Origin of the sequence: Mobilicoccus massiliensis (assembly GCF_000826525.2) — a bacterium.
Taxonomy (GTDB): Bacteria; Actinomycetota; Actinomycetes; order Actinomycetales; family Dermatophilaceae; genus Mobilicoccus; species Mobilicoccus massiliensis.
The window spans coordinates 851,428-875,284 of record NZ_LN651331.1 but is presented as its reverse complement, the minus strand read 5'-3'; the positions used below and the strand labels follow the sequence as shown (position 1 = coordinate 875,284).

The 23,857-nt window shown below is 68.6% G+C and carries 19 protein-coding genes and 2 tRNA genes; 13 read left to right on the top strand and 8 right to left on the bottom strand.

The features are described 5' to 3' along the window. Positions 1–156: 156 nt before the first annotated feature. Both BN1197_RS16740 and BN1197_RS16735 read left to right on the top strand, forming a co-directional pair. On the top strand, positions 157–762 hold the full coding sequence (locus BN1197_RS16740; protein ID WP_040162076.1) for a mycothiol-dependent nitroreductase Rv2466c family protein: 606 nt from the start codon (positions 157–159) through the stop codon (positions 760–762). A gap of 101 nt (positions 763–863) precedes the next feature. After that, a complete protein-coding gene (locus tag BN1197_RS16735) occupies positions 864–1,982 on the top strand; it encodes a PP2C family protein-serine/threonine phosphatase (protein WP_082044005.1) in 1,119 nt (372 codons plus the stop codon). A 74-nt stretch (positions 1,983–2,056) separates the two neighbouring features. Here the strand turns inward: BN1197_RS16735 and BN1197_RS16730 are convergent. Beyond that, positions 2,057–2,130 (bottom strand) — tRNA-Gly (locus BN1197_RS16730). A 143-nt stretch (positions 2,131–2,273) separates the two neighbouring features. On the opposite strand from BN1197_RS16730, the gene BN1197_RS16725 reads away from it, so the two are divergent. The 6 genes from BN1197_RS16725 to clpX all read left to right on the top strand — a co-directional run bounded on the left by BN1197_RS16725 (position 2,274) and on the right by clpX (position 8,702). Further along, positions 2,274–2,350 (top strand) — tRNA-Pro (locus BN1197_RS16725). 230 nt (positions 2,351–2,580) lie between these two features. Beyond that, positions 2,581–4,002, top strand: a complete 1,422-nt coding sequence (gene tig, locus BN1197_RS16720; protein ID WP_040162072.1) for a trigger factor — start codon at positions 2,581–2,583, stop codon at positions 4,000–4,002. Between the two features lie 218 nt (positions 4,003–4,220). Continuing rightward, a complete protein-coding gene (locus tag BN1197_RS16715) occupies positions 4,221–4,841 on the top strand; it encodes an ATP-dependent Clp protease proteolytic subunit (protein WP_052466890.1) in 621 nt (206 codons plus the stop codon). Positions 4,842–4,863: 22 nt separating this feature from the next. After that, a complete protein-coding gene (locus BN1197_RS16710; RefSeq protein WP_040162071.1) occupies positions 4,864–5,529 on the top strand; it encodes an ATP-dependent Clp protease proteolytic subunit in 666 nt (221 codons plus the stop codon). Between the two features lie 200 nt (positions 5,530–5,729). Next, positions 5,730–7,247 carry an arginine-ornithine antiporter gene (gene arcD / locus BN1197_RS16705; protein WP_052466889.1) on the top strand — a complete coding sequence of 506 codons (1,518 nt, stop codon included), beginning with the start codon at positions 5,730–5,732 and terminating at the stop codon, positions 7,245–7,247. Between the two features lie 168 nt (positions 7,248–7,415). Further along, entirely contained in the window at positions 7,416–8,702 is a 1,287-nt protein-coding gene (clpX, locus tag BN1197_RS16700; protein ID WP_040162069.1) for an ATP-dependent Clp protease ATP-binding subunit ClpX, read from the top strand. A gap of 112 nt (positions 8,703–8,814) precedes the next feature. On the opposite strand, the gene BN1197_RS16695 is transcribed toward clpX, so the two are convergent. After that, positions 8,815–10,848 carry a PTS mannitol transporter subunit IICBA gene (locus BN1197_RS16695; protein WP_040162325.1) on the bottom strand — a complete coding sequence of 678 codons (2,034 nt, stop codon included), beginning with the start codon at positions 10,846–10,848 and terminating at the stop codon, positions 8,815–8,817. 178 nt (positions 10,849–11,026) lie between these two features. Between BN1197_RS16695 and BN1197_RS16690 the strand changes: the two genes are divergently transcribed. After that, positions 11,027–12,073 carry a zinc-dependent dehydrogenase gene (locus BN1197_RS16690; protein WP_040162067.1) on the top strand — a complete coding sequence of 349 codons (1,047 nt, stop codon included), beginning with the start codon at positions 11,027–11,029 and terminating at the stop codon, positions 12,071–12,073. 242 nt (positions 12,074–12,315) lie between these two features. On the opposite strand, the gene valS is transcribed toward BN1197_RS16690, so the two are convergent. The 4 genes from valS to BN1197_RS16670 form a co-directional block, all read right to left on the bottom strand. Then, a complete protein-coding gene (gene valS / locus BN1197_RS16685) occupies positions 12,316–14,970 on the bottom strand; it encodes a valine--tRNA ligase (protein ID WP_040162066.1) in 2,655 nt (884 codons plus the stop codon). A gap of 95 nt (positions 14,971–15,065) precedes the next feature. Further along, positions 15,066–15,548 carry a GNAT family N-acetyltransferase gene (locus tag BN1197_RS16680; protein WP_040162320.1) on the bottom strand — a complete coding sequence of 161 codons (483 nt, stop codon included), beginning with the start codon at positions 15,546–15,548 and terminating at the stop codon, positions 15,066–15,068. Positions 15,549–15,631: 83 nt separating this feature from the next. Next, positions 15,632–15,874 carry a hypothetical protein gene (locus BN1197_RS16675; RefSeq protein WP_040162065.1) on the bottom strand — a complete coding sequence of 81 codons (243 nt, stop codon included), beginning with the start codon at positions 15,872–15,874 and terminating at the stop codon, positions 15,632–15,634. 7 nt (positions 15,875–15,881) lie between these two features. Beyond that, the gene (locus BN1197_RS16670) at positions 15,882–17,405 is read right to left on the bottom strand and encodes a molybdopterin-dependent oxidoreductase (RefSeq protein ID WP_040162063.1); all 1,524 of its coding nucleotides are present in this window, start codon (positions 17,403–17,405) and stop codon (positions 15,882–15,884) included. A 322-nt stretch (positions 17,406–17,727) separates the two neighbouring features. Between BN1197_RS16670 and BN1197_RS16665 the strand changes: the two genes are divergently transcribed. Together BN1197_RS16665 and BN1197_RS16660 are read left to right on the top strand one after the other, a co-directional pair. Continuing rightward, complete coding sequence (locus BN1197_RS16665; protein ID WP_040162061.1) at positions 17,728–19,293, top strand: M20/M25/M40 family metallo-hydrolase; 1,566 nt, start codon at positions 17,728–17,730, stop codon at positions 19,291–19,293. Between the two features lie 208 nt (positions 19,294–19,501). After that, a complete protein-coding gene (locus BN1197_RS16660; RefSeq protein ID WP_040162060.1) occupies positions 19,502–20,911 on the top strand; it encodes a GntT/GntP/DsdX family permease in 1,410 nt (469 codons plus the stop codon). Between the two features lie 44 nt (positions 20,912–20,955). On the opposite strand, the gene BN1197_RS16655 is transcribed toward BN1197_RS16660, so the two are convergent. Together BN1197_RS16655 and BN1197_RS16650 are read right to left on the bottom strand one after the other, a co-directional pair. After that, entirely contained in the window at positions 20,956–21,324 is a 369-nt protein-coding gene (locus BN1197_RS16655; RefSeq protein WP_040162058.1) for a DUF2200 domain-containing protein, read from the bottom strand. A 1-nt stretch (position 21,325) separates the two neighbouring features. After that, the gene (locus BN1197_RS16650) at positions 21,326–21,811 is read right to left on the bottom strand and encodes a VOC family protein (protein ID WP_176489784.1); all 486 of its coding nucleotides are present in this window, start codon (positions 21,809–21,811) and stop codon (positions 21,326–21,328) included. 171 nt (positions 21,812–21,982) lie between these two features. Here BN1197_RS16650 and BN1197_RS16645 point away from each other — a divergent pair, with 171 nt between their 5' ends. Further along, on the top strand, positions 21,983–22,807 hold the full coding sequence (locus BN1197_RS16645) for a DUF72 domain-containing protein (RefSeq protein ID WP_040162055.1): 825 nt from the start codon (positions 21,983–21,985) through the stop codon (positions 22,805–22,807). Between the two features lie 106 nt (positions 22,808–22,913). Further along, entirely contained in the window at positions 22,914–23,795 is an 882-nt protein-coding gene (locus tag BN1197_RS16640) for an aldo/keto reductase (protein ID WP_040162054.1), read from the top strand. The last annotated feature ends 62 nt before the right edge of the window (positions 23,796–23,857 follow it).

The following is a 23,857-nucleotide window of genomic DNA, read 5'->3' as shown; positions in this document are numbered from 1 at the left end:
TGCCCCGCATCTTCGCACGGGTCACCGACAACCACGGTGACGTGCGAGGATGCCGTGTCCCACCCGTGACTCCCATGCGTGACACGACCCACCCGCGGCGCGACCGCGAGCCGACCTCGTCCTGCATCCCGCGGTAGGCCTTGGCAGCATGAGGCCATGACTGATTCCGTGCGCATGTTCTTCGACCCCACCTGCCCCTGGGCCTGGATGACCTCCCGGTGGCTGCTCGAGGTCGAGAAGGTCCGAGACGTGAAGGTGACGTTCTCGGTGATGAGCCTGTCGGTGCTCAACGAGGGCCGCGAACTGTCCGAGGACTACCGGGCTCTCATGGAGTCCGCGTGGGGTCCGGTGCGAGTCCTCGTCGCCGCCGGTCGCGATCACGGCCAGGACGCGGTGCGCAGGCTCTACGACGAGATCGGCACCCGCTTCCACCCCGGCGGCCGGCGAGACGAGACGGGTGCGGTCATCGCGGAGTCGCTCGAGGCTGCAGGATTGCCCGCCGAGCTCGCGCGTTACGCGCACACCGACGAGATCGACGATCTGCTGCGCGCCGCCCACAAGGAGGCCACCGACCTGGTCGGTACCGACGTCGGCACGCCCGTCGTCGAGGTGAGCGGCATCGCGTTCTTCGGCCCCGTCGTCTCGCCGGCGCCCAAGGGCGAGCAGGCCGGGCGACTGTGGGACGGTTGCGTGCTCGTCGCCGGCACCCCGGGATTCTTCGAGCTCAAGCGCAGCCGCGACGTCGATCCGATCTTCGACTGATCGGGGTGGGACGACCGTCCTCGGAGCGTCTTCGGGACCCTCGGGGCTTGACATGAAAGGCCCCTTGTCAGTCCGCTCGAATTGGGACTAGGGTCCGGAAGATGACGAGCCTGTCAGCACGTACTCTGCGCAGACGCCCCGACCTGGTGGCGGCCCGCGCGTGGCGTGCGACGGTGCCACGTGCCGCGACCTACCCCAACGGGCACGCGAGCGCGATTCTGCTCGTCCTCGTCGCCTTCACGTTCCTCTTCGTCATGGTCGACCACCCCGAGGTGGTCCCCTGGGCGGCCTTCCTGCCGATCATCGTCATCAGCGGCGTGATCCACCGCCCCGGCGACCACGCGTTCGTCGTGGCCATCTGCCTCGGGTGTCTCACGGCCGCAGGCGTGCTCACCGACGAGAGCTTCTCGGATGCCGTGGGCTCCTTCGTCGCCGGCACGGTCATCGCGACGGTGACCATGTGGCGTTCGATGGCGCGCGCCCGCGTCGGGGTTCAAGGGCGCAGCGGGGAGGCGATGCTCGACGAGTTGCGGGTCGCCCTGGAACGGCGGGCCGTGCTGCCGCGCCTGCCGCACCGATGGTGTGTCGAAGGCGCCATCTGTCCCGCGTTCGATCATCCGTTCTCCGGTGATTTCATCGTCTCCCACCTCGACGCGGAGAGGGAGCGGTTCGAGGCCGTGCTCGTCGACGTCTCGGGCAAGGGTCTGCGCTCGGCGACGCGCGCGGTGCAGCTGTCGGGAGCACTCGATGCGCTCGTCGGCGCGGTCCCGCCGGAGGATCTGCTGGGCGTGGCCAACGACTACGTGCTGCGGCAGCAGTGGGGTGAGGGATACGCCACCGCCGTGCATCTCGTCGTCGACCTCCTGACGGGAGACTTCGAGGTCCGCCGGGCCGGTCATCCGCCCGCGGCGGTGTTCCACGGCGGCAGCGGCCACTGGGCCGTGGCGCAGGAGCAGGTGGGGCCGGCACTCGGTCTCGTCGCCGACCCGGAGTACCGCTGCGACGAAGGCGTCCTGCGCCACCACGACGCCGTGCTGCTGTACTCCGACGGCCTCGTCGAGCAGCACGATCGCGCCCTCGACGACGGCATCGACCGGCTCCTCGGCAAGGCCGAATGCCTCGTCACCGGCGGGTTCGACGGGGGAGCGCGGCGGCTGTGCGCGCAGGCGCCGAGCGGCGACACCGACGACCGCAGCGTCATCCTTCTCTGGCGTGAGTGAAGGACGCCCGGGCGCACGTCGAGGAACCGGAGAACGACGAAGGCCACCGCCGCTGCGGTGGCCTTCGAGATGTGTGGAGCGGGTGACGAGAATCGAACTCGCGTAATCAGTTTGGAAGACTGAGGCTCTACCATTGAGCTACACCCGCACGCGCCGGCGTGGGCCGAGCGCAGCACGCAGCATACCCGCCCGGTGCGCCGCAGTTCGAATCGGCGCCGGTGGTGCGCGTCGCAACCCCACGCTCGCCGGTGCGAGGGGGCGCGTCGATCGCGGGTTACCCTGAGGAGTCCACGGGCTGTGGCGCAGCTTGGTAGCGCGCGTGCTTTGGGAGCACGATGTCGCAGGTTCGAATCCTGTCAGCCCGACCATGTTCCACCTCGTCATCCGCGCGGATCGCAGGCCTGTTCGCCGATTCCGTCGACCCGCGGCGCCGTGGCCGCCCGAGTCGACAGAGGCGCAGGGCGACCCGGTAGCATGAAACGACCTGTCTCGTCCGCTGGCATGTCATCGTGCCGGCGCTGTGTCGAGACTTGCCGGTGAGGTACGACTCGTTCTCACCGGCGTCCATCCGTTGCCGATCGATGCTGGAGTGCCCGCAGTGAAGAGTTCCGTCGAGACCCTGTCGCCGACCCGGGTCAAGATGACCGTCGAGGTCCCGTACGAGGAGCTCAAGCCGAGCATCGACGCGGCGTACAAGGCCATCGGGTCGCAGATCTCCATTCCCGGGTTCCGCCCCGGCAAGGTGCCGGCCCGCATCATCGACCAGCGCGTCGGCAAGGGCGCGGTCATGCAGGAGGCCATCAACGAGGCGCTCCCGCAGCTCTACGGCGAGGCCGTCGAGGAGAACGACATCCGTCCGATGGGCCAGCCCGAGGTCGACCTCACCGAGGTGCCGATGGAGGCCGGTGACCAGCTCGCGTTCACCGCCGAGCTCGACGTGCGCCCGACCATCGAGCTGCCGGAGTTCTCCGAGATCGCCGTGCAGGTCGACCCCGTCGCCGAGGCCGACGTCGACACCGAGCTCGCCCGCCGCGTCGAGGAGCTGCAGGCGCGCTTCGGCACCCTCGTCGGCGTCGACCGCCCGGCCCAGGAGGGCGACTTCGTCACGATCGACCTGCGCGGCGAGATCGACGGCGAGGAGATCGACAACGTCGAGGGCGTCTCCTACGAGATCGGCTCGCGCACGATGATCGAGGGTCTGGACGACGCGCTCGTCGGCATGACCGTCGACGAGGAGAAGACCTTCGAGGCGCCGCTGGCCGGCGGCGACCGCGAGGGCGAGGACGCGAAGATCACCGTCACCCTGCGTTCGTGCAAGGAACGCGAACTGCCCGAGCTCGACGACGACTTCGCCCAGATGGCCTCCGAGTTCGACACGCTCGACGAGCTGCGCGCGGACCTGCGCAAGCAGGCCGAGCAGGCCCAGGCGTTCCAGCAGGGTCTGCAGGCCCGCGACAAGATCCTCGAGCACCTTCTCGAGACCATCGAGTTCGAGGTTCCCGAGTCCGTTCTCGACGCCGAGGTCGACGCGCACTTCGCCGAGGGCACCCACGAGACCGAGGACGAGGATCACCGCACCGAGGTTCGCGAGAACACGCTGCAGGCCCTGCGCACCCAGCTCCTCCTCGACGCCATCGCCGAGAAGAGCGAGGTCACGGTCAGCCAGCAGGAGCTCATCGAGTACCTCATCATGACCGCGCAGCAGTACGGCATGGACCCGGGCCAGCTCGCGCAGGCGATGGACGAGGGCCGGCAGGCCGGTGCGATGGCTGCCGAAGTGGCTCGTCGTAAGGCCCTGGCCGCCGTCATGGAGGAGGCCAAGGTCACCGACACCAACGGCGAGCCCGTCGACCTCTCCGCCACGATCGAGACCGGTGGCGACGACGCCGACGACACTGAGAACACCGACGACGTCGAGGTGGTCGAGGTCGTCGAGGGAGACGAGGTCGTTCCCACCGACGAGTCCGCGCAGGACGAGGCCGGTGACGGGGAATCCGACAAGGACTCCGACGAGAAGTGAGACGTGAGGCACGGCGCCGCACCCTTCGGGGGCGGCGCCGTCGCCGTTCGTCGAGGCACCCGGACCTGGTGCGCTCGCCCGTAGTCCGCTCACGGCGAACAGTACCGAGCGGGGGAAGAGGCAGCAGGCCTGCGACGTTAGCCTCGTGTGAAGAGACGCGGCGGAGCCGGGCCACCGGCCGCCGCGGTCCTGCCAGTCACGACCAAGGGAGTTTCAGCGTGGACCACCGCAGCGATATCGTCGCCGCCGATCAGGGCCCCAAGGGCGGGCTCGACGACCACATCTACAACCGGCTCCTCAAGGAACGGATCATCTTCCTCGGGTCGGACGTGCGCGACGACAACGCGAACGCCATCTGCGCCCAGTTGCTGCTGCTCGCGGCAGAGGACCCGGAGAGCGACATCTGGCTGTACATCAACAGCCCCGGCGGGTCGATCTCGGCCGGCATGGCGATCTACGACACGATGAACTGGGTGCCCAACGACGTGTGCACCGTGGCCATGGGCATGGCCGCGAGCATGGGCCAGTTCCTCCTGTCGGCGGGCGCCAAGGGCAAGCGCTACGCCACGCCCCACAGCCGCATCCTCATGCACCAGCCGCTCGGCGGCATCGGTGGAACGGCGACCGACATCAAGATCCAGGCCGAGCAGATGCTGTTCATCAAGCGTCAGATGGCCGAGCTCATCGCGGAGCACACGGGGCAGACCGTCGAGCAGATCACCAAGGACTCCGACCGCGACCGTTGGTTCAGTGCCGAGGAGGCCAAGGAGTACGGCTTCGTCGACCACGTCTTCTCCCGTGCGGTCCAGGCGCCCGGCGCCGGCGGCACGCAGTCCTGACCTAAGAGACTTGGAGTACCGAATGGACATCATCACGCCCCGCATGGCCACCGCGCCCGATCGCGTCGCCGTTCCCTCGAGCCGCTACATCCTGCCGCAGTTCGAGGAGCGCACCTCCTACGGGATGAAGCGCACCGACCCGTACACGAAGATGTTCGAGGACCGCATCATCTTCCTCGGCGCCCAGGTCGACGACGCGTCGGCGGACGACCTCATCGCCCAGCTCATCGTGCTGGAGAGCCAGGACCCCGACCGCGACATCATCATGTACATCAACAGCCCCGGTGGCTCGTTCACGGCGATGACCGCGATCTACGACACGATGCAGTTCATCCGCCCCGACGTGCAGACGTTCGTCGTCGGGCAGGCCGCGAGCGCGGCCGCCGTGTTGCTCGCCGCCGGCGCCCCGGGCAAGCGGTACGCGCTGCCGAACAGCCGCGTGCTCATCCACCAGCCGGCCCTCGGTGGCAGTGACTACGGTCAGGCCAGCGACATCGAGATCCAGGCCAACGAGGTCTTCCGCATGCGCACCTGGCTCGAGCAGACCCTCGCCGACCACTCCGGCCGCACGCCGGAGCAGGTCAACGAGGACATCGAGCGCGACAAGTTCCTCTCGGCCGAGGAGGCCAAGAGCTACGGGATCATCGACGAGGTGCTCGTCAGCCGTAAGGCGTCCAAGCAGGGCTGAGCCGGCCGGCCGCGCGCGAGTTCTGCCGGCGCGCAGGCCTGTTCGAAGGGCTGGTGGTGTTCGACACCACCGGCCCTTCGTCGTCGTATGACCGACGTCACATCGACTGTACCGACCGGACGGTATGAAACTCCTGCGCAGCGCACCCTCGCGCCGTCATCCTGGCAGTGCGCGACGTGGCGCAGACGAGAGGACAGGTCATGGCGACGATCTCCGACCGGCTCGTACCGGGAGCGAACGAAGGCAGTGCGGGGTCAGCGGTCCAGAGGCCGGGCGGTCTTCCGCTCGCGGCGCTCACCGCGCTCGCGATCGGCTCGATGATCGGGGCGGGGATCTTCAACATCCCCTCCGACATGGCGAGCGCAGCGGCCCCCGGCCCCGTGCTCATCGGATGGACGATCACGGGCGTCGGCATGCTCATGCTGGCCCTGACGTTCCAGACCCTGTCCACCGCCCGGCCGGAGGTCGACGGCGGCGTCTACGGTTACGCCCGAGCCGGCTTCGGCGACTTCATCGGGTACACCTCGGCGTGGGGGTACTGGATCAGCGCCTGGGTGGGCAACGTGGCGTTCTTCGTCATGGCGTTCGGCACGCTCGGCAACTTCTTCCCGATCTTCCGCGAGGTCGAGGGCGTCGGCGGTTCGTTCGGTCCGACCCCGGCCTCGATCGTCGGAGCCTCGGTCCTCTTGTGGTGCTACCACCTGCTCATCCTTCGCGGCGTCAAGGAGGCCGCGATCCTCAACACGGTCGTGACGATCGCCAAGATCGTCCCGATCGTCCTCTTCGTCGTGCTGGCGGTCGTCGCCTTCGATCTTGGGATCTTCACCGCGGACTTCTGGGGACGCACGGTCACCCTGGACGGCGAGCCGCTCGGCTCGACCATAGACCAGGTCAAGAACATGATGATGGTGACCGTCTGGGTGTTCATCGGCATCGAGGGCGCGAGCATCTTCAGCTCTCGGGCGCAGAAGCGCTCCGACGTCGGCAAGGCCACGGTCGTCGGCTTCCTCGCCGTCCTGGCCCTGCTCGTGCTCGTCAACCTCGTCTCGTACGGCGTCATGGCCCAGGCCGACGTCGCAGGGCTGTCCAAGCCGTCGATGGCCGCGGTGCTCTCGAGCGTCGTCGGTCCGTGGGGAACGTGGTTCATCTCGATCGGCCTCATCGTCTCGATCCTCGGCGCCCTGCTGAGCTGGACCCTGTTGTGCGCCGAGATCCTCCTCAAGCCGGCGCAGGAGGGGGTCATGCCGCGCTGGCTCGCCAAGGAGAACAAGAACGGCGCGCCGGTCAACGCACTGTGGATGACGAGCCTGTGCATCCAGGCGATGCTCGTGTGGACGCTCGTCAACGCCGGCACCTACAACACGCTCATCTACCTCGCCTCGGCCCTCGTTCTGCTGCCGTACTTCTGGTCGGTGACGTACGCGGTGGTCACGGCGCTGCGTGACGGTGGCTCCGGCGACCGGCACATCGGTCTGGGCGCGCTCGTCATCGCGCTCGTGGCCGTCGTCTACGCCGTCTGGCTCGTCTACGCCGCCGAGCTGCAGTACTTGCTGCTCGCGTGCATCTTCTACGTGGTCGGGGCCGGCCTCTACGTCTGGGCCCGTCGAGAGGCTCGGCTGCCGGTGTTCCGACCGTACGAGATGGCCATCGCCGCGATCGTCGTCGTCGCCGCGGCAGCCGGCGTCGTCGGTCTCGCCACGGGAGCGATCCAGATCTGAGCCACCACCTCGTCGCACGATGCGCCTCTGTCCGCCCTCAGCGGACAGAGGCGCCGTGCCGCCCGACACCGGGGTTCAATGGAGGACGTAACCAAGTGGGGGCGGTACCGTCACGTACGCGACGGGCCCGAGAGGGCGACGAGTTCGGCGAACGACGAGGGAGGACACGTGGCACGTATCGGAGAGGGCGGTGACCTGCTCAAGTGCTCGTTCTGCGGTAAGAGCCAGAAGCAGGTCAAGAAGCTCATCGCCGGGCCCGGTGTCTATATCTGCGACGAGTGCATCGACCTGTGCAACGAGATCATCGAGGAGGAGCTCGCCGAGGCCAGTGAGCTCGGCCTGGGGGAGTTGCCCAAGCCGCGCGAGATCTTCGACTTCCTCCAGCAGTTCGTCATCGGTCAGGACGAGGCCAAGCGGGCGCTCGCCGTCGCCGTCTACAACCACTACAAGCGCATCCAGGCGGGGGAGTCGCTCAAGAAGGGCGAGGAGCCGGTCGACATCGCGAAGTCGAACATCCTGCTCATCGGCCCCACGGGGTGCGGCAAGACCTACCTGGCGCAGACGCTCGCGCGCATGCTCAACGTGCCGTTCGCCATCGCCGACGCCACGGCGCTCACCGAGGCCGGGTACGTGGGCGAGGACGTCGAGAACATCCTGCTCAAGCTCATCCAGGCCGCCGACTACGACGTCAAGAAGGCCGAGACGGGCATCATCTACATCGACGAGGTCGACAAGATCGCTCGCAAGAGCGAGAACCCGTCGATCACCCGGGACGTCTCCGGTGAGGGTGTGCAGCAGGCACTGTTGAAGATCCTCGAGGGCACGACCGCGTCGGTGCCGCCCCAGGGCGGGCGCAAGCACCCGCACCAGGAGTTCATCCAGATCGACACGACCAACGTGCTGTTCATCGTGGGCGGTGCGTTCGCGGGGCTGGAGAAGCTCATCGAGTCGCGCGCGGGCAAGACCGGCCTCGGGTTCGGCGCGGCCCTGCAGGCGGTCAAGGCGCCCGCCGAGTACTTCGCCGACGTCATGCCCGAAGACCTCATGAAGTTCGGGCTCATCCCCGAGTTCATCGGCCGGCTTCCGGTGATCACCACGGTCGCGCCGCTGGATCGCGAGGCGCTCGTGCGCATCCTCGTCGAGCCGCGCAACGCGCTCATCAAGCAGTACAAGCGCATGTTCGAGATCGACGGGGTCGACCTCGAGTTCACCGACGGCGCGGTCGAGGCCCTCGCCGAGCAGGCACTGTCGAGGGGAACGGGTGCTCGTGGTCTGCGGGCGATCATGGAGGAGGTCCTCCAGCCGGTCATGTTCGACGTGCCGAGCGACGACGACATCGCGCGCGTCGTCGTCACGCGCGAGGTCGTGCTCGACCGGGTGACGCCCACGGTGGTGCGCCACGGCGGCGCCGACGGACGTCGCCGCAAGCGTGGCGACGAGCGCGAATCGGCCTGATCATCACATCGTCGGTCGAGGTCTGCGGCCTCGCGACCTGACGACATGACTCCGGGGGCGTGCCGAATCATCGGCACGCCCCCGGGAGCCTTCTTCACGGGCGGGTTCGGCCTCAGACGGTGATCCCCGACAGCAGGCGCTGGATCTCCTCCGGGCTCGTCGCGCGGTCCATCTGCGCGACCTTCTCCTCGTCGAGGAAGATGCCCGCGAGCTGGGCGAGGATCGCGAGGTGGTCGTCGCCGACGCCGGCGATGCCGACGACGTAACGCACCGGCTGACCGTTCCAGTCGACCGGCTCGTCGTAGCGGACGAACGAGAGCCCGGTGCGACGGATCGCGCTCTTGGCCTCGTTGGTGCCGTGGGGAATGGCGAGCAGGTTGCCCATGTAGGTCGAGACCGAGGCCTCCCGCTCGTGCATCGAGTCGACGTACGCCTGGTCGACCGCCCCCTGGTCGAGCAGCAGCTGCCCGGCCTCGTCGATGGCGGCATCGCGGCTGTCGGCCCGGCCGCCGAGGCGGATCCCCTCGAGGGGGAGGGGCGAGGAGGCTCCAGCGGCATCGGTGCTCTGTGAGTCGGCGGGAGCTGACGTCGGAGCGGCGACGGCGGCGTGGCGATCGACATCGGTCTCGGCGCGACCGACGCCCTCGCGGTTGGTGCGCTCGAGCAGGTCGACGATCTCGTCGTAGCGCGGGCTGTTCATGAAGTTGTCGACCGAGACGTGGATCGCGGAGCCGGTCCGCTGCCGGGCTCGAGGCGTGAGGTCCTGGTGACTGACGACGAGGTCGACGGTGTCGGTGAGGTTCGCGATGGCCTTGTTCGTCACCGAGACGTCGGCGAACCCGGCCTGCTGCACCTTCTTGCGCAGCACCGAGGCGCCCATCGCCGAGGAGCCCATACCCGCGTCGCACGCGAACACGATGGTGCGGATCGGGCCCTCGTGGGAGCCGTCGGTGGTGTCGCCGGCGAGCACGCCCGAGACGGAGGACTTCTTGCCCTTCATCGACTCCATCGACGCGGTGGCCGCGGAGAGGTCACCGTCGTCGGTGGCCTTGTCGGTCTTGAGCAGCAGAGCGGCCACCGCGAAGCTGACGAGGGTGGCGGCGAGCACCGAGAGGGTCACGCCGAGGTAGCTGTCGCTCGCCGTCTGCAGGTAGATCGCGATGATCGAACCGGGTGCCGCAGGGGCGCGCAGGCCGACGTCGAACATCACGTTGATGAACACGCCGGTCATGCCGCCGGCGACCGCGGCGAGGATGAGCTTCGGCTTCATGAGCACGTAGGGGAAGTAGATCTCGTGGATGCCGCCGAGGAAGTGCACGATCGCAGCACCCGGAGCCGAAGCCCGAGCGGCACCGCGGCCGAAGACCATGTAGGCGAGGAGGATGCCGAGGCCCGGACCGGGGTTCGCCTCGAGCAGGAAGAGCACCGACTTGCCGGCCTCGCCCGCCTGCTCGATGCCGAGCGGAGTGAGCACGCCGTGGTTGATCGCGTTGTTGAGGAAGAAGATCTTCGCCGGCTCGATGAGGATCGACGTCAACGGCAGCAGGTGGTGGGTGACGAGGAAGTGCACACCGTCACCGAGCCACCCGACGATCCGCAGCACGACCGGAGCCAGCAGGAACATGCCCGCGATGGCCATGAGGAGGCCGATGATGCCCGCGGAGAAGTTGTTGACGAGCATCTCGAAACCGGGCTTGAGGCGGCCGTCGACCCACTGGTCGAACTTCTTCATCACCCAGGCGGCCAGCGGGCCGATGATCATCGCGCCGATGAACATCGGGGCCTGGTGGCCGTTGGTCCACGGGTAGAGTTCCGCGGCCTTGACGACGAGATCACCGCTGGCCGGGAGGATGACACCCATGACCGCGAACGCGCCGACGACACCGCCGCGGGTGCCGTGGATGATCGTGCCGCCGGTGTACGCGATGAGGATCGGCAACAGGAAGTAGATGCTCGGACCGACGATCGCCGCGATCTGCGGATTGGGGAACGGGCCCACGTCGATGAACAGGGCGGTCACGAAGCCCCAGGCGATGATCGCGCCGATGTTCGGCATGATCATGTTCGAGAGGAAGGTGCCGAACTGCTGGACCCGGACCCGCACGGAGGTCCTCGGGGCGGCGTCGGCCGCTGCTGTGGTGGCCATGAAGGACACTCCTGTCTGCGTGGACCCACACCATCGTGGATCTCTGAACGCTTTTATATCTGTCTGCTTGGGTCCGGTCAAGGGGTCTCTTGACGCGAGAGCGTCAGAGGTGCAGGCTGGACGCGTCCGAATCCCACACAAACCGACATGTGGACGGGCGCATGCAAAGGAGCAAGCGATGAAGGCCCTGAGGTTCTACGCCCCCGGAGACGTCCGACTCGAGGACGTTCCCGAACCCGTGTGCGGCGCCGACGAGGTGAAGATCAAGGTCAAGAACTGCTCGACCTGCGGCACCGACGTCAAGATCTTCAACAACGGCCACGTCAACATCACCGGAGTCACGGTCATGGGCCACGAGATCGCCGGCGAGGTCGTCGAGGTCGGCGAGAACGCCCTCGGCGGCTTCGAGGTCGGCGACCGCGTCCAGGTCATCGCCGCCGTCCCCTGCGGCGAATGCCACGAATGCAAGAAGGGCTGGATGGAGGTCTGCCAGAACCAGACCTCGATCGGCTACCAGTACGACGGCGGATTCGCCGAGTACATGATCGTCCCCATGCAGGTCCTCAAGGTCGACGGCCTCAACCGCATCCCCGACAACGTCGGCTTCGACGAGGCCTCCGCCCTCGAGCCCTTCGCCTGCGCCATCAACGCCCAGGAGCAACTCGGCATCGAAGAAGGCGACTTCACCGTCGTCTTCGGCGCCGGCCCCATCGGCTGCATGCACATCCGCATCGCCCGCGGCGTCCACAAGGTCGGCCCCGTCGTCCTCGTCGACATCAACGCCGACCGCCTCGCGATGTCCGCCGAGGCCGTCAAGCCCGACCACGTCGTCAACTCCGCCGAAGAGGACGTCGTCGCCAAGATCATGGAACTCACCGGCGGCCGCGGCGCCGATGTCATCATCACCGCCACCCCCGCCAACATCACCCAGGAACAGGCCATCTCCATGGCCGCCCGCAACGGACGCATCTCCTTCTTCGGCGGCCTCCCCAAGACCGACCCCTTCATCAAGTGCGACTCCAACCTCGTCCACTACCGCCAGCTGCACATCCACGGCGCCAACGGCTCCGCCCCCCGCCACCACAAGGCCGCCCTGCAGTACGTCTCCACCGGCCAGATCCCCGTCAAAGACCTCATCACCAAACACCTCCCCCTCGACGACGTCCTCCAGGCCTTCGACATCGTCAAGAAGGGCGAAGCCATCAAGGTGACCGTCGAGCCGTAGTCGCGAAGCGACTCTTTGTTCCGTTCAACCAGACTCGCTTCGCTCGTGGTTGAACGGGCCGCCCGGGATCCCCTCGGCACGCTGCCTCGGCGGCGATGACTTCACGAGGGGGATCCCGAGCGGCTGGCGTGGGGCCGGGTGCCCGGATCGTCCGCCGGAGGCCATGTCGAGACAGCCGACGTTTCCGGCCCTCCTGTCAGCGATCCTCCTGCCGGGAGGATTGGGTGGAAAGGGCGGCTGGGTCAGTTCTTCGGGGGCGGGGGGACCAGCTCGGCGTCCCGCACCTCGACGTGGTCGGCGGGGGCGTAGGTGATGTCGCCGTCGATCCGGCCCGCCGCGCGCAGGTCGCCCTCCGCGGCGCGCACCGCCTCCAGCGCGGCGTCCGGGCCCGCGATCGTCACCGACGACACCGTCGCCCGCATACCGACCTTCGCGTCCGACTTCGCCCGACGCACACCACCCAACGCCTGGCCGACCGAGGCCAGCATCGTCGCGTCACCCGACTCCGCCGGCATCACCTCCGACGCCTCCGGCCACGACGCGCGGTGGATCGAACCGGTCTGCCACCAGCTCCACACCTCTTCGGTCGCGAACGGCAGCACCGGCGCCAGCAGACGCAACAACACCCCCAGCGCCAGACGCAGCGCCGCGCGGGCGCTCGCCGTCTCCGCCGAGATCGCACTGCCGTCGTCGCTGCCGTACGCACGAGCCTTGACGAGTTCGAGGTAGTCGTCGCAGAACGTCCAGAAGAACGTCTCGGTGACCTCCAACGCCCGCGTGTGGTCGTAGTTCTCGTACCCGGCCGTGGCCTGCTCCACCACCTGGGCGAGCGAGGTGAGCATCGCCCGGTCCAGCGGCTCGGTGACCTGCGTGAGCAGATCGCCCTCGCCCTCGGCCTCGCCGAACGAGAGCACGAACTTGCTCGCGTTGAGCACCTTCATCGCCAGCCGGCGCCCGACCTTCATCTGGCCGGTGTCGAACGCCGCGTCCGTACCCAGGCGCGCCGAGGCCGCCCAGTAACGCACCGCGTCCGAACCGTGCTGGTCGAGCATGCCCTCGGGCGTCTCCGCGTTGCCCTTGGACTTGCTCATCTTCTTGCGGTCGGGGTCGAGGATCCATCCCGAGATCGCCGCGTGCCGCCACGGCACGGAGTCCTGCAGCAGGTGGGCGCGCACGACCGTCGAGAACAGCCACGTGCGGATGATGTCCTGGCCCTGCGGACGCAGGTCCATCGGGAAGAGCCGGTCGAACAGCTCGGCGTCACCACCGAACTCGCCCCAGCCCGTGGTGAGCTGCGGGGTCAGCGACGAGGTCGCCCACGTGTCCATCACGTCGGGGTCGCCGACGAACCCACCGGCCTCACCACGCTGCGACTCGCTGTACCCGGGCGGCACGTCGGCCGACGGGTCCACGGGCAGCGACTCCAACGACGGCACGATGGGGGAGTCGTACACCGGCTCCCCGTGCTCGTCGATGGGGTACCACAGCGGGATGGGGATGCCGAAGAACCGCTGACGGCTGATGAGCCAGTCGCCGTTGAGGCCGCCCACCCAGTTCTCGTAGCGCACGCGCATGAACTCCGGATGGAACGCCACCTGCCGGCCGCGTTCGATGAGCGCCTCGCGCAGTTCGGCGTCACGGCCTCCGTTGCGGATGTACCACTGGCGGCTCGTGACGATCTCGAGCGGCTTGTCGCCCCGCTCGTAGAAGTTGGCCTTGCGCTGGGTCGCCTTGGGTTCGCCGTCGAGATCGCCGGAGGCCACGAGACCCTCGACCACGGCCTTGCGGGCCGCGAACGTCGTGGCGCCCGCCACGTTCTCGGCGTAGAACGACGCACCGTCACCGGAGAGCCATTCGGGGGTCTCGGCGGCCATGCGACCGGTGCGGCCGACGAGCGAGCGCATGGGCAGCCCGAGCTCGCGCCACCACGTGACGTCGGTGAGATCACCGAACGTGCAGCACATCGCGATGCCCGCGCCCTTGTCCATCTCGGCGCCCGGGTGCGCGAGCACGGGCAGCTCGACGCCGAACACCGGACTCGTCACGCTCGTGCCGAACAACGACTGGTAGCGCTCGTCGTCGGGGTGCGCGATGAGCGCCACGCACGACGGCAGCAGCTCGGGGCGCGTCGTCTCGATGTACACCGGCGACCCGTCGGGGCGGTGGAACGCGACCCGGTGGTAGTGACCCGGGTAGTCACGGGCCTCGAGTTCGGCCTGCGCCACGGCGGTCTGGTACGTCACGTCCCACAGGCCGGGAGCCTCGGACTGGTAGGCGTTGCCCGCCGCGAGGTGGTCGAGGAACGCCTGCTGGCTCACGGCCCGGCTGCGGTCGTCGATGGTGCGGTAGCTGATGTCCCAGTCCACCGAGAGCCCGAGCCGCTGCCACAGGTGCTCGAAGGTCTTCTCGTCCTCGACGGTGCGCTCGTCGCACAGCTCGATGAAGTTGCGGCGGCTCACCGGCTCCTGTTTGGAGGCGTCCTTGACGTCCTTCGCCGACATCGTGCCGCGGAACTTCGGCTCGTAGTTCTCCACGTACGGCACCGAGGCGTCGCCGCGCACGCCGTAGTAGTTCTGCACCCGCTTCTCGGTGGGCAGGCCGTTGTCGTCCCAGCCCATCGGGTAGAACACCTCGAGACCCCGCATGCGCTTGTACCGCGCGAGGCAGTCGGTGTGCGTGTAGGAGAACACGTGACCGACGTGCAGCGATCCGCTCGCGGTGGGCGGCGGGGTGTCGATCGCGTACACCTGCTCGCGCGGCACCTGCATGGCCCGCGACCGGTCGAAGGTGTACGTGCCCTCACGCGCCCAGACGTCGACCCAGCGGTCCTCGAGACCGTCGACGGACGGCTTGTCGGGAATCGCGGGCATGCTCGGACGCTGGGGGGTGTCGGTCATGGGCCTCATTGTTCCAGAGAGCGGAGACAGGTCTCGACGGGATTACGCGGCGGGGGATCAGGCCATCGGCCCGGGGGCCTCCACGAGCGTGCAGGTCACAGTCGGAGCAGCATGACGCCCTCGTCCTCGCGGCCGGCCACGGGTGAGAACCCCAGTGACTCGTAGAGACGTCTGGCGACGTTGCCGTCCTCGACCGACAGGCTGAGTCGTTCGAGGCCGGACTCCCTCGCCGTGACGATGAGGGACTCCATGAGTCGGCGGCCGACCCCGCGGCCCCTGGCTGCCGGCGACACCCACGCACTGACCTCGGGTGTGGTCTCGGCGACGAATCCGAATCCCGGTTCGTCCGCCGGCAGGAACTGTGCCCAACACACTCCTACCGTGGCGTCGTCGGACTCTGCGACGATCCCGAAGTCGCCACGTGCCGGATCGATGTGCGTGTAGTGCGAGAACTCGGGCCGCGCCACGACGTCATGCCTGGTGAAGCGTTCACCGCACCAGTTGACGTTGCCCAAGGTGGCCGTCTGCAAGAGCTCTCGCTCGTCGGCGCGCAGGGGGCGGAGCCGGATGACCGTCATGCCCCGACGGTAGACGGCCGGCGGGCCCGCGGGGGACCGAGTATCGGCGAGCGTGATGCCGTCCTGTCGCTCGGTCGGCCGTGTCACCCGGCCAGGCGGTAGTCCCCGGCGCGGGCGAGCGCGGCGTCGATCGCGTCGCGGTCGGGGACCACGGAGGCCTGGTGTTTGACGACGAGGTCGGCCGTCGGGCCGCCGGCGAGCTCGAAGGTCGCCTGACCCAGGCCCTCGTCGGCGAAGATGTCGAAGAGCGCCTGCAGGGCCTTGCGCACGTCGTCGTCGGAGTGCACGCCGCGGACGGCGAAGCGGGTGGAGACGATCTCGCTCATCGGCCGATCAGATCCTTCCGTTGAGAGCCTGGAGGGCGGAGTCCTCACGGGTGCCGCCGCGGCCGTCACCATAGTCGGCGTAGTCGTGGATCCACCGCACCGACCGGACCCACTTCACGTGCTTGTAGCCGTGGTTCGACTCGACCCGGATACGCGCGGGAGCCCCGAGGTGGTTCTCGATGGGGTGCCCGTTGCGCTCGTAGGCGAGGATCGTGTCGTCCTCGAACGCGGTGTCGAGGTCGAAGCAGGCGTAGAACGGCTCGCGCGGCCGGTTGTCGTACATCTTCTGGGCGAGGCCGTGGGAGTCGACGAGCACGTACTGCGCGTCCTCCGGCTTCGGGCCGAGCAGGGCGAGCAGGTCACGCAGGCGCACGCCTGTCCACCGGGAGGTCGCCGACCAGCCCTGCATGCACGTGTGCGTGGCGATGTAGGAGGTCTGCGGCAACGCCTTGATGTCCTCCAGCGTGAGGACCCGGCTGCGACCGCTCGTGTCGTCGCCGATCGTGATCGACCAGTTCGCCCAACCGTTGTCACGCCCCTCGACCCACTCGACCGACTCGTCCTCGGTCGGCGGGAGGCCGTTGGTCCAGTGGAACTCCGAGATGTCGTCGTCGGTGTACGCCGTCTGACGGGTGTTGCGCGGCCGCAGGTGGTTGAGGAAGAGCTTGCGACCGAACTCCGTGAGCGGCACGAGGATGCGGTGCGTGCGAGCGCGATCGGCAAGGCTCCAGTAGCTGAGCAGGATCCAGAACATGCCGACGATCATCAAGGTGGCGATGACGATCGTGTACGCCTGCGCCGCCCGCGCGGTGTCGACGTCGCCGATCATCATGTGCGCCACGTTGTGCTCGGGGTGGACGAGGAACACGAGACCGACGTGCATGACGACGAACCCGGTCATGAGCACCATGGCGATGAAGTGCAGTGACCGCGCCCCCTGGTGGCCGCCCCAGAACCTCACGTACCGCGGGAAGCGGCTGCGAATCGCCGGGGACATCGCCAGGCCGGTGAGCATCATGAACGGCGCGAGCACGAAGATCACGAACGTGTACCCGAACATCTGCAGGGCGTCGTAGGGCTGGAAGTGCTCGATCGAGGGTGCGTGCAGGCCCGCGTAGATCTTCGCCGACTCCCACGCCTCGGGAACCGCGTCCCACGAGGTCGGCACGATGCGCCGCCACAGGCCCGTGGCGAACAGCAACGTGACGTAGACGAGGCCGTTGAGGACCCACAGCATCACGGACAGGCCGTGCCAGTGCCGACCCAGGCCGATGTTCTCGCGCCCGGGGAGCGCGAACAGCGGAGAGACGGACATCTCATCCATCAGGGACGTGTAGACGCCCTCCTCCTTGGGCAGCTTGCGCCGCGTGAAGCGCAGCCACTCGGTGCCGGGGGCGCAGTCCTTGCGCCACCAGAGCCGGGGGAGTGAGGCGAGCATCTCGATGCCGGAGCGGATGAGCATGCCGATGAGGACGAAGTTGATCAGGTGCGTCGCGCGCAGCCAGAGCGGAAAGTCGACATTGGGACCCATGTCCCGAAGATTACACCCGGAATAAGCCGTGTAAATGCGTTTCGGCGCGCGAGTCTGCAGGTCAGGCGCGTTGTGAGGTAAGCCTGTCCTCACATCTCGCCGGGAGCCGGACGAGTGGGGGTGGGCGCGCGGGCCCGGGGTCGATGCCGCCCCGACGCCCGTCGGAGATCGGGCCGAACGGCGCGAAACCCGTTCGGCCGCAACGTGACCGCTCGTCGCAGCGGGTGTGCCGCTCACCGACGCCACGCGCCGCGCGCATTGTCGGCGCGTGCCCGTCATGAGCGGATGGGCAGATTCCCCTCACCCCTGTAGGAGGCACGACATGACCGATCACATCGCCACCGAGGATCACCGGGCATCCCGCGGATCCGTCGGTCGACGCGGGTTCCTCCTCGGCAGTGCCGGCGCCGTCGGCGCCACGGCCTTCGGGCTCGGAGGACTCGCCCGCGCCGACGCACCTGCCACCGCCGCCGCGGCGCCCACCGCGACCATCCCGAAGTCCGACCTCGACTCCCTCGACCTGCTCAAGCGGATGGTGTCGTTCGACACCCAGAACTTCGGCAAGGGCGGCAAGACCCGCGCCCACGCCGAGATGCTCAAGGCCGTGTGGGAACGAGCCGGCGTCTCCACCGAGATCATCCCCACCCCGATCACCGACAACGTCCACCTCATCGCCCGCATCAAGGGCACGAGCAGCGCGAACAAGCCGATCCTGCTGCTCGGTCACAGCGACGTCGTTCCCGTGGAGAAGGAGAACTGGTCGGTCGATCCCTTCGCCGGCACCGTCAAGGGCGGCGAGATCTACGGCCGCGGCACCCTCGACATGAAGGGCGCGAACGCCGCGTTCATCTCCGCCCTCCTGCGGCACCTCTCCGAAGGTCACACCTTCGACCGCGACATCATCGTGCTCACCGACGCCGACGAGGAGGCCGGCGACTACGGCTCCGCATGGCTGGCCAAGACGCACTGGGACAAGCTCGATGCCGGCGCCGTGCTCACCGAGGGCGGCTGGTTCCTCGCCCAGCGCGACGGCACCACCCCGATGCTCGTCACCGTCACGCGCCAGGACAAGGTCTACTTCAACCTCGACCTCACCGCGAAGGGCACCGCCACCCACTCGTCCAAGCCGATGCCCGACTCGGCGATCGTCGCCCTCTCGCGTGCGGTCTCCGAACTCGGTGACCACCTCGCCCCCGTGCGTCTCACCCCGGTCACCCGGCAGTACTTCTCGGCCCTCGCCAACGCCACCGACGACCGCCGCTTCGCCCGCGCCATCTCGATGCTGCTCGACGCCCGCGACCAGCGCATGCGCGAGCGCGCCGCCAAGCTCGTCGTCGCACGGTCCGCCTACCCGCACCTGCACTCGGCGTTGCTGCGCACCACCGCCGCGTACGTCATCGAGGAATCCGGCTACAAGGAGAACGTCATCCCCTCCGAGGCCACCTGCCGCGTCAACTGCCGCGCCGTCCCCGGCGGGCAGAAGCCGCGCGAGTTCCTCGCCACCGTGCGCCAGATCCTGCGCGACAAGGACGTGAAAGTCACCCTCGTCACCCCGGAGGGCGTGAGCGAGGAGGAACAGCTCGCCACCCTCGACGAGACCTGGGCCACCGCACCTGCCGCGCTTGACAACCCGCTGTTCTCCGCCATCAGCGCCTCGGCGCGCCAGACCTACCCGGAGGCGACCTTCACCCCGGCGCTCTTCGAGGCCGGCACGTCACTCGGCCCCTGGCGCAAGAAGGGCATCCCCGGCTACGGCGTGTACCCCTACGTCATCACCAACGAGCAGCTCATCGGCATGCACGGCAACGACGAACGCATCTGGGTCGACGCCCTCGCCACCGGCACGAACTTCATGTACGGGGTGTTCGATCGTCTGCGCTCGAGGTGAGTGACCTCGGCCTCGGGTGATCCATGGGCGGTGGCCACCGGAGTCGTGGGGCCAGGGGCGGGGTGCGCGGCGCCTCCCAGCCGCGCTCCTCGCCCCGCGGCTCGGATCGCTCCCGCCTGGCCCAACCGGTCGCCGCGCGCCCGGCCCTCGGCCCGATCATGTCGCTCTCCCAGCTCAGAATTCGGGTGAGTTTTGGAAGGATGCCGACATGGCAGACGTCCTCTCCAGTCCATCCGCCCTGGCGACGGCAGCGGGGGCCGGCGCGCAGGTTCAACTCGTCATCGCCACGCTCCTCGCCATCGGGGTCGTCGTCGTCCTCATCTCGTGGGCCAAGCTCAACCCCTTCCTCGCCCTGATGCTGGGCTCGGCGGCGCTCGCCCTCGCTGCCGGGGTGGCGCCCGATGCTGCCGTCAAGAGCTTCACCAAAGGCGTCGGCGAGACGTTCGGCAACGTGGGCGTACTCGTCGCCCTCGGTGCGATCGTCGGGCGGTTGCTCGTCGACTCCGGTGGGGCAGGCCGGGTCGTCGACCGCATCGTCGACCGGGTGCCGGGCAAGACGCTGCCGTGGGCCCTCGCCGGCGCGGCGGCGCTCATCGGACTGCCGATGTTCTTCGAGATCGGGGTCGTGCTGCTCATCCCCATCGTGCTCATGGTGGCGCGGCGATCCAGACTCCCGCTGCTGCTCGTCGGCATCCCCGCGCTCGCGGGCCTCTCGGTGCTGCACGGCATGGTGCCGCCGCACCCCGGGCCGCTCGTCGCGATCGACGCGCTCAAGGCGGACCTCGGCCTCACCCTCGCGTTCGGCCTCGTCATCGCGGTCCCGACCGTGATCGTCTCCGGGCCGATCCTCGGCCGGATCGTCGCGCCGTTCGGCCCGCAGCAGCCGCCCGAGTCGAGCGCGATGATGACGGCCGAGGACGTCTCGGCCATGGACGAGAAGCGCGCCGGCCGCACCCCGTCGTTCTGGACGACGGTCGCCGTCGTGCTGCTCCCGGTCGTCCTCATGCTCGGCCGCGCGATCGTCCAGATCACCATGCCCGAGGGCAACCCGGTTCGTACGACCTTCGACGTGCTCGGCACCCCCATCGTCGCGCTGCTCCTCGGCACCCTCGCCACGATGGTGTTCCTCGGCTACGCCGTGGGCTCCGGGCGTGCGGGCATCAAGACGTCGATCGAGAAGTCGCTGCCACCCATGGCCGGAACGCTGCTCATCATCGCCGCGGGTGGCGGGTTCAAGCAGACCCTCGTGGACTCCGGCGTCGGTGACCTCATCGCCGAGTACGCCAAGGGGGCCAATCTCAACGTCCTCGTGCTCGGATGGCTCGTCGCGGTCGGCATCCGCCTCGCGACCGGCTCGGCCACGGTGGCGACGATCACCGCCGCGGGCATCGTCGCTCCCCTCGCCGCCGGCCAGAGCCCGGCCGAGGTCGCGCTCCTCGTCATCGCGATCGGCTCCGGCTCGCTGTTCTTCTCCCACGTCAACGACGTCGGCTTCTGGATGGTCAAGGAGTACTTCGGCATGACGGTCAAGGAGACCCTGCTCTCCTGGTCGGTCATGGAGACCGTCATCTCCGTCTGCGGCCTCGTGTTCGCTCTGCTGCTCTCCCTCGTCGTCTAGGCGGGGGGCGCGCCGATCCCGGCCCTCGTGTCGCGCCCGGGGCCTCAGAAGTCCGCCGGGTCGTCTCCGCGCAGAATCGACGTCGTCTTCTTGCCGCGGGCGACCTCGTCGACGAGCTTGTCCATGTACCGGATGCGCTGCATGAGCGGGTCCTCGATCTCCTGGACCTTGTACCCGCAGATCGATCCGGTGATCTGAGAAGCCTTCGGATTCATCGCGGGGGCGGCGGCGAAGAAGTCCTCGAGGGTCGTGTTCTGCTCCAACGATTCCTGCAGCCCGGCCTGGTCGTAACCGGTGAGCCACCGGATGACGAGGTCGACCTCCGCACGCGTGTGCCCCTTGCGCTCCGCCTTGGCGACGTAGTGCGGGTGGATGTCGGCGAGCGGGGTCCCGAAGATGCGGTGGCCGGCCACGTCACTCGCCCCGCGCCGCGGCCTCGATGGCGGCGACGTCGGGCTTGACCATGGTCAGCAGTGCGGCGTGGACGCGACCGATGACGTCCTGGTCACCGGAGGCCACCGCGTCCGCGTACGCCTGCGGCACGACCTGCCAGTTGAGCCCGAACCGGTCGACGAGCCAGCTGCATTGCACGGGCTCGCCGCCCTCGACGAGCGCGTCCCAACGGGCGTCGAGCTCGGCTTGGGTCGCGCAGAACGTCTGGAACGACACGGCCTGGGTGAACGGAAATCCCGGCCCTCCGTTGAGGGCGAAGAACGGCCGGCCCTCGAGTTCGAACGAGATCGCGAGCACCGAGCCGACCGGCATCCCGGTGGGGTGATCGGCATCGACGATCTTCTGCACGCCGGTGATGCGGGAGTCGGGAAAGACGGAGACGTAGAACTCGGCCGCCTCCTCGGCGTCGCCGTCGAACCACAGGCACGGGGTGGTGGGGGTGGTCATGATGAGTGATCCTCTCGCGCGTCTCGCGCGGCCCGCGAGTACGATGTGAGCACCGTACACATCGCCGCGATGTCGCGACAACCCCTGTGCGCGGCCACCCCCATCCTCGCCGACCGCGCCGTCGAACGCCTCGATGGCCGCACTTCCGCCGGCCTGCTCTAGCCTCGTCGCATGGCGCGGATCAGGGTCGGCACGTCGGGCTGGACCTACCCGTACTGGCGTGGCGACTTCTACCCCGCCGGTCTGCCGCAGCGGGCCGAGCTCACCTACAACGCCGAGCACTTCGACACCGTCGAGCTCAACGGGTCGTTCTACTCGCTGCAACGGCCGAGCTCGTACGAGAAGTGGGCGCGTGAGGCCGGGGGAGTGCGCGAGGACTTCGTCTTCGCCGTCAAGGGCAGCCGCTACGTCACCCACATGAAGCGGCTGCGCGACCCCCGGGCGGCGCTCGCCAACTTCTTCGCCTCCGGCGTGTTGGCACTCGGCGCGCACACCGGCCCGTTCCTCTGGCAACTGCCCGAACGCCAGGTGTTCGACCCCGCCCTGCTCGCGGCGTTCTTCGCCGAGCTGCCGCGTACGACGACCGAGGCGGCAGCACTCGCCGCGGGACACGACGACAAGATCTCCGGCGACCGCGTCCTGCTCGACCCGGTCGTCGACCTGCCCCTCCGGCACGCACTCGAACCGCGGCACCGCTCCTTCGAGTCCGACGACGCGATCCGGCTGCTCGCCGAGCACGACGTCGCGACGGTCGTCGCCGACACCGGCGGACGATTCGCGGCCCTGGACGCGGTGACCTCCGACTTCGTCTACGTCCGGCTCCACGGGCCCGCGGGTCTCTACGACAGCCCGTACCGCGGCGGCACCCTTCTCGACGAATGGGCCGCGCGCTTTCGCGGCCATCGCGACGCCGGCCGCGACGTCTACGTGTACTTCGACAACGACGGCCACTGCCATGCTCCCTGGGACGCACAGGCACTGCTCGAACGCCTCTGACCCGTCCGCTCCGGCGCTCGCAGTCTGGAGTGGCGCATCCCCCACTCGCGACTACCGTGAACGCACACACCTCCGGCTCCGCCACCCGCCCGATCAGGAGAACCTCATGCGCACTCGCACCATCGGCAACGACGAGATCGGCCGCCACGAGGTCGGGGCGGTCGGCCTCGGGCTCATGACGATGAACCAGGACGGTGAACCACCGCGTGACCAACTGCTCGACACGGTGCGAGCCGCGCTCGATGCGGGCGTCACGCTCTTCGACACCGCCGACGCCTACGGCCACGGCATCGACGGAGCCTCGGGGATGGGCCAGAACGAGACCCTCGTCGCGGGTCTGCTCGACGAGTTGGGAGTGCGCTCGCAGGTGTTGCTGGCGACCAAGGGCGGCCACGTCCGCACCGAGGGCGGTGGTTGGGAGCTCGACTCCAGCCCCGAGCACCTGCGCCGGGCCGTCGACGACAGCCTCGCTCGTCTGCGCGTCCAGCAGATCGCGCTCTGGCAGCTCCACCGCCCCGATCCCACGCGCGACTTCACCGAGACGCTGGAGGTCGTCCGCGACATCGCCGAATCCGGCAAGATCGACATGGTCGGTGTCTCCAACGTCGATCCGACGCAGATCCGCATCGCTCGTGACGTGCTCGGCTCCCGGCTCGTCAGCGTGCAGAACCAGTTCAACCCTCGTTTTCGCAGCAGCGCCGACGAGATCGCCCTCTGCGCCGAGCTGGGACTCGCGTTCCTCGCCTGGTCACCGCTCGGTGGCTTGAACGAGGCCAAGCAGCTCGCCGAGCAGCACCCGGCCTTCGCCGAGATCGCCGACGAGCGCGGCGTGAGCCCGCAGCAGGTCGCTCTCGCCTGGGAGCTGGCGCAGGCCCCAGTCGTCATCCCCATCCCGGGGGCCAAGCGGCCCCAGTCGATCACCGACTCCGCGGCCGCCGCAGCCATCGACCTCACCGATGAGGAACTCGCGCGCCTCGACACCGCCTGACCGTCGCGTCAGGAGCGCCCGGCAGTGATGCCGTCGCGCTGAATCCGCTCTGCCGCGTCACG

Bases quoted from the DNA above. Each gene is read 5' to 3' on its own strand.
- BN1197_RS16740 (WP_040162076.1), top strand. From the start codon at position 157: ATGACTGATTCCGTGCGCATGTTCTTCGACCCCACCTGCCCCTGGGCC.
- BN1197_RS16735 (WP_082044005.1), top strand. From the start codon at position 864: ATGACGAGCCTGTCAGCACGTACTCTGCGCAGACGCCCCGACCTGGTG.
- BN1197_RS16710 (WP_040162071.1), top strand. From the start codon at position 4,864: ATGGACATCATCACGCCCCGCATGGCCACCGCGCCCGATCGCGTCGCC.
- arcD (WP_052466889.1), top strand. From the start codon at position 5,730: ATGGCGACGATCTCCGACCGGCTCGTACCGGGAGCGAACGAAGGCAGT.
- BN1197_RS16695 (WP_040162325.1), bottom strand. From the start codon at position 10,848: ATGGCCACCACAGCAGCGGCCGACGCCGCCCCGAGGACCTCCGTGCGG.
- BN1197_RS16690 (WP_040162067.1), top strand. From the start codon at position 11,027: ATGAAGGCCCTGAGGTTCTACGCCCCCGGAGACGTCCGACTCGAGGAC.
- valS (WP_040162066.1), bottom strand. From the start codon at position 14,970: ATGACCGACACCCCCCAGCGTCCGAGCATGCCCGCGATTCCCGACAAG.
- BN1197_RS16680 (WP_040162320.1), bottom strand. From the start codon at position 15,548: ATGACGGTCATCCGGCTCCGCCCCCTGCGCGCCGACGAGCGAGAGCTC.
- BN1197_RS16675 (WP_040162065.1), bottom strand. From the start codon at position 15,874: ATGAGCGAGATCGTCTCCACCCGCTTCGCCGTCCGCGGCGTGCACTCC.
- BN1197_RS16670 (WP_040162063.1), bottom strand. From the start codon at position 17,405: ATGGGTCCCAATGTCGACTTTCCGCTCTGGCTGCGCGCGACGCACCTG.
- BN1197_RS16665 (WP_040162061.1), top strand. From the start codon at position 17,728: ATGACCGATCACATCGCCACCGAGGATCACCGGGCATCCCGCGGATCC.
- BN1197_RS16660 (WP_040162060.1), top strand. From the start codon at position 19,502: ATGGCAGACGTCCTCTCCAGTCCATCCGCCCTGGCGACGGCAGCGGGG.
- BN1197_RS16650 (WP_176489784.1), bottom strand. From the start codon at position 21,811: ATGACCACCCCCACCACCCCGTGCCTGTGGTTCGACGGCGACGCCGAG.
- BN1197_RS16645 (WP_040162055.1), top strand. From the start codon at position 21,983: ATGGCGCGGATCAGGGTCGGCACGTCGGGCTGGACCTACCCGTACTGG.
- BN1197_RS16640 (WP_040162054.1), top strand. From the start codon at position 22,914: ATGCGCACTCGCACCATCGGCAACGACGAGATCGGCCGCCACGAGGTC.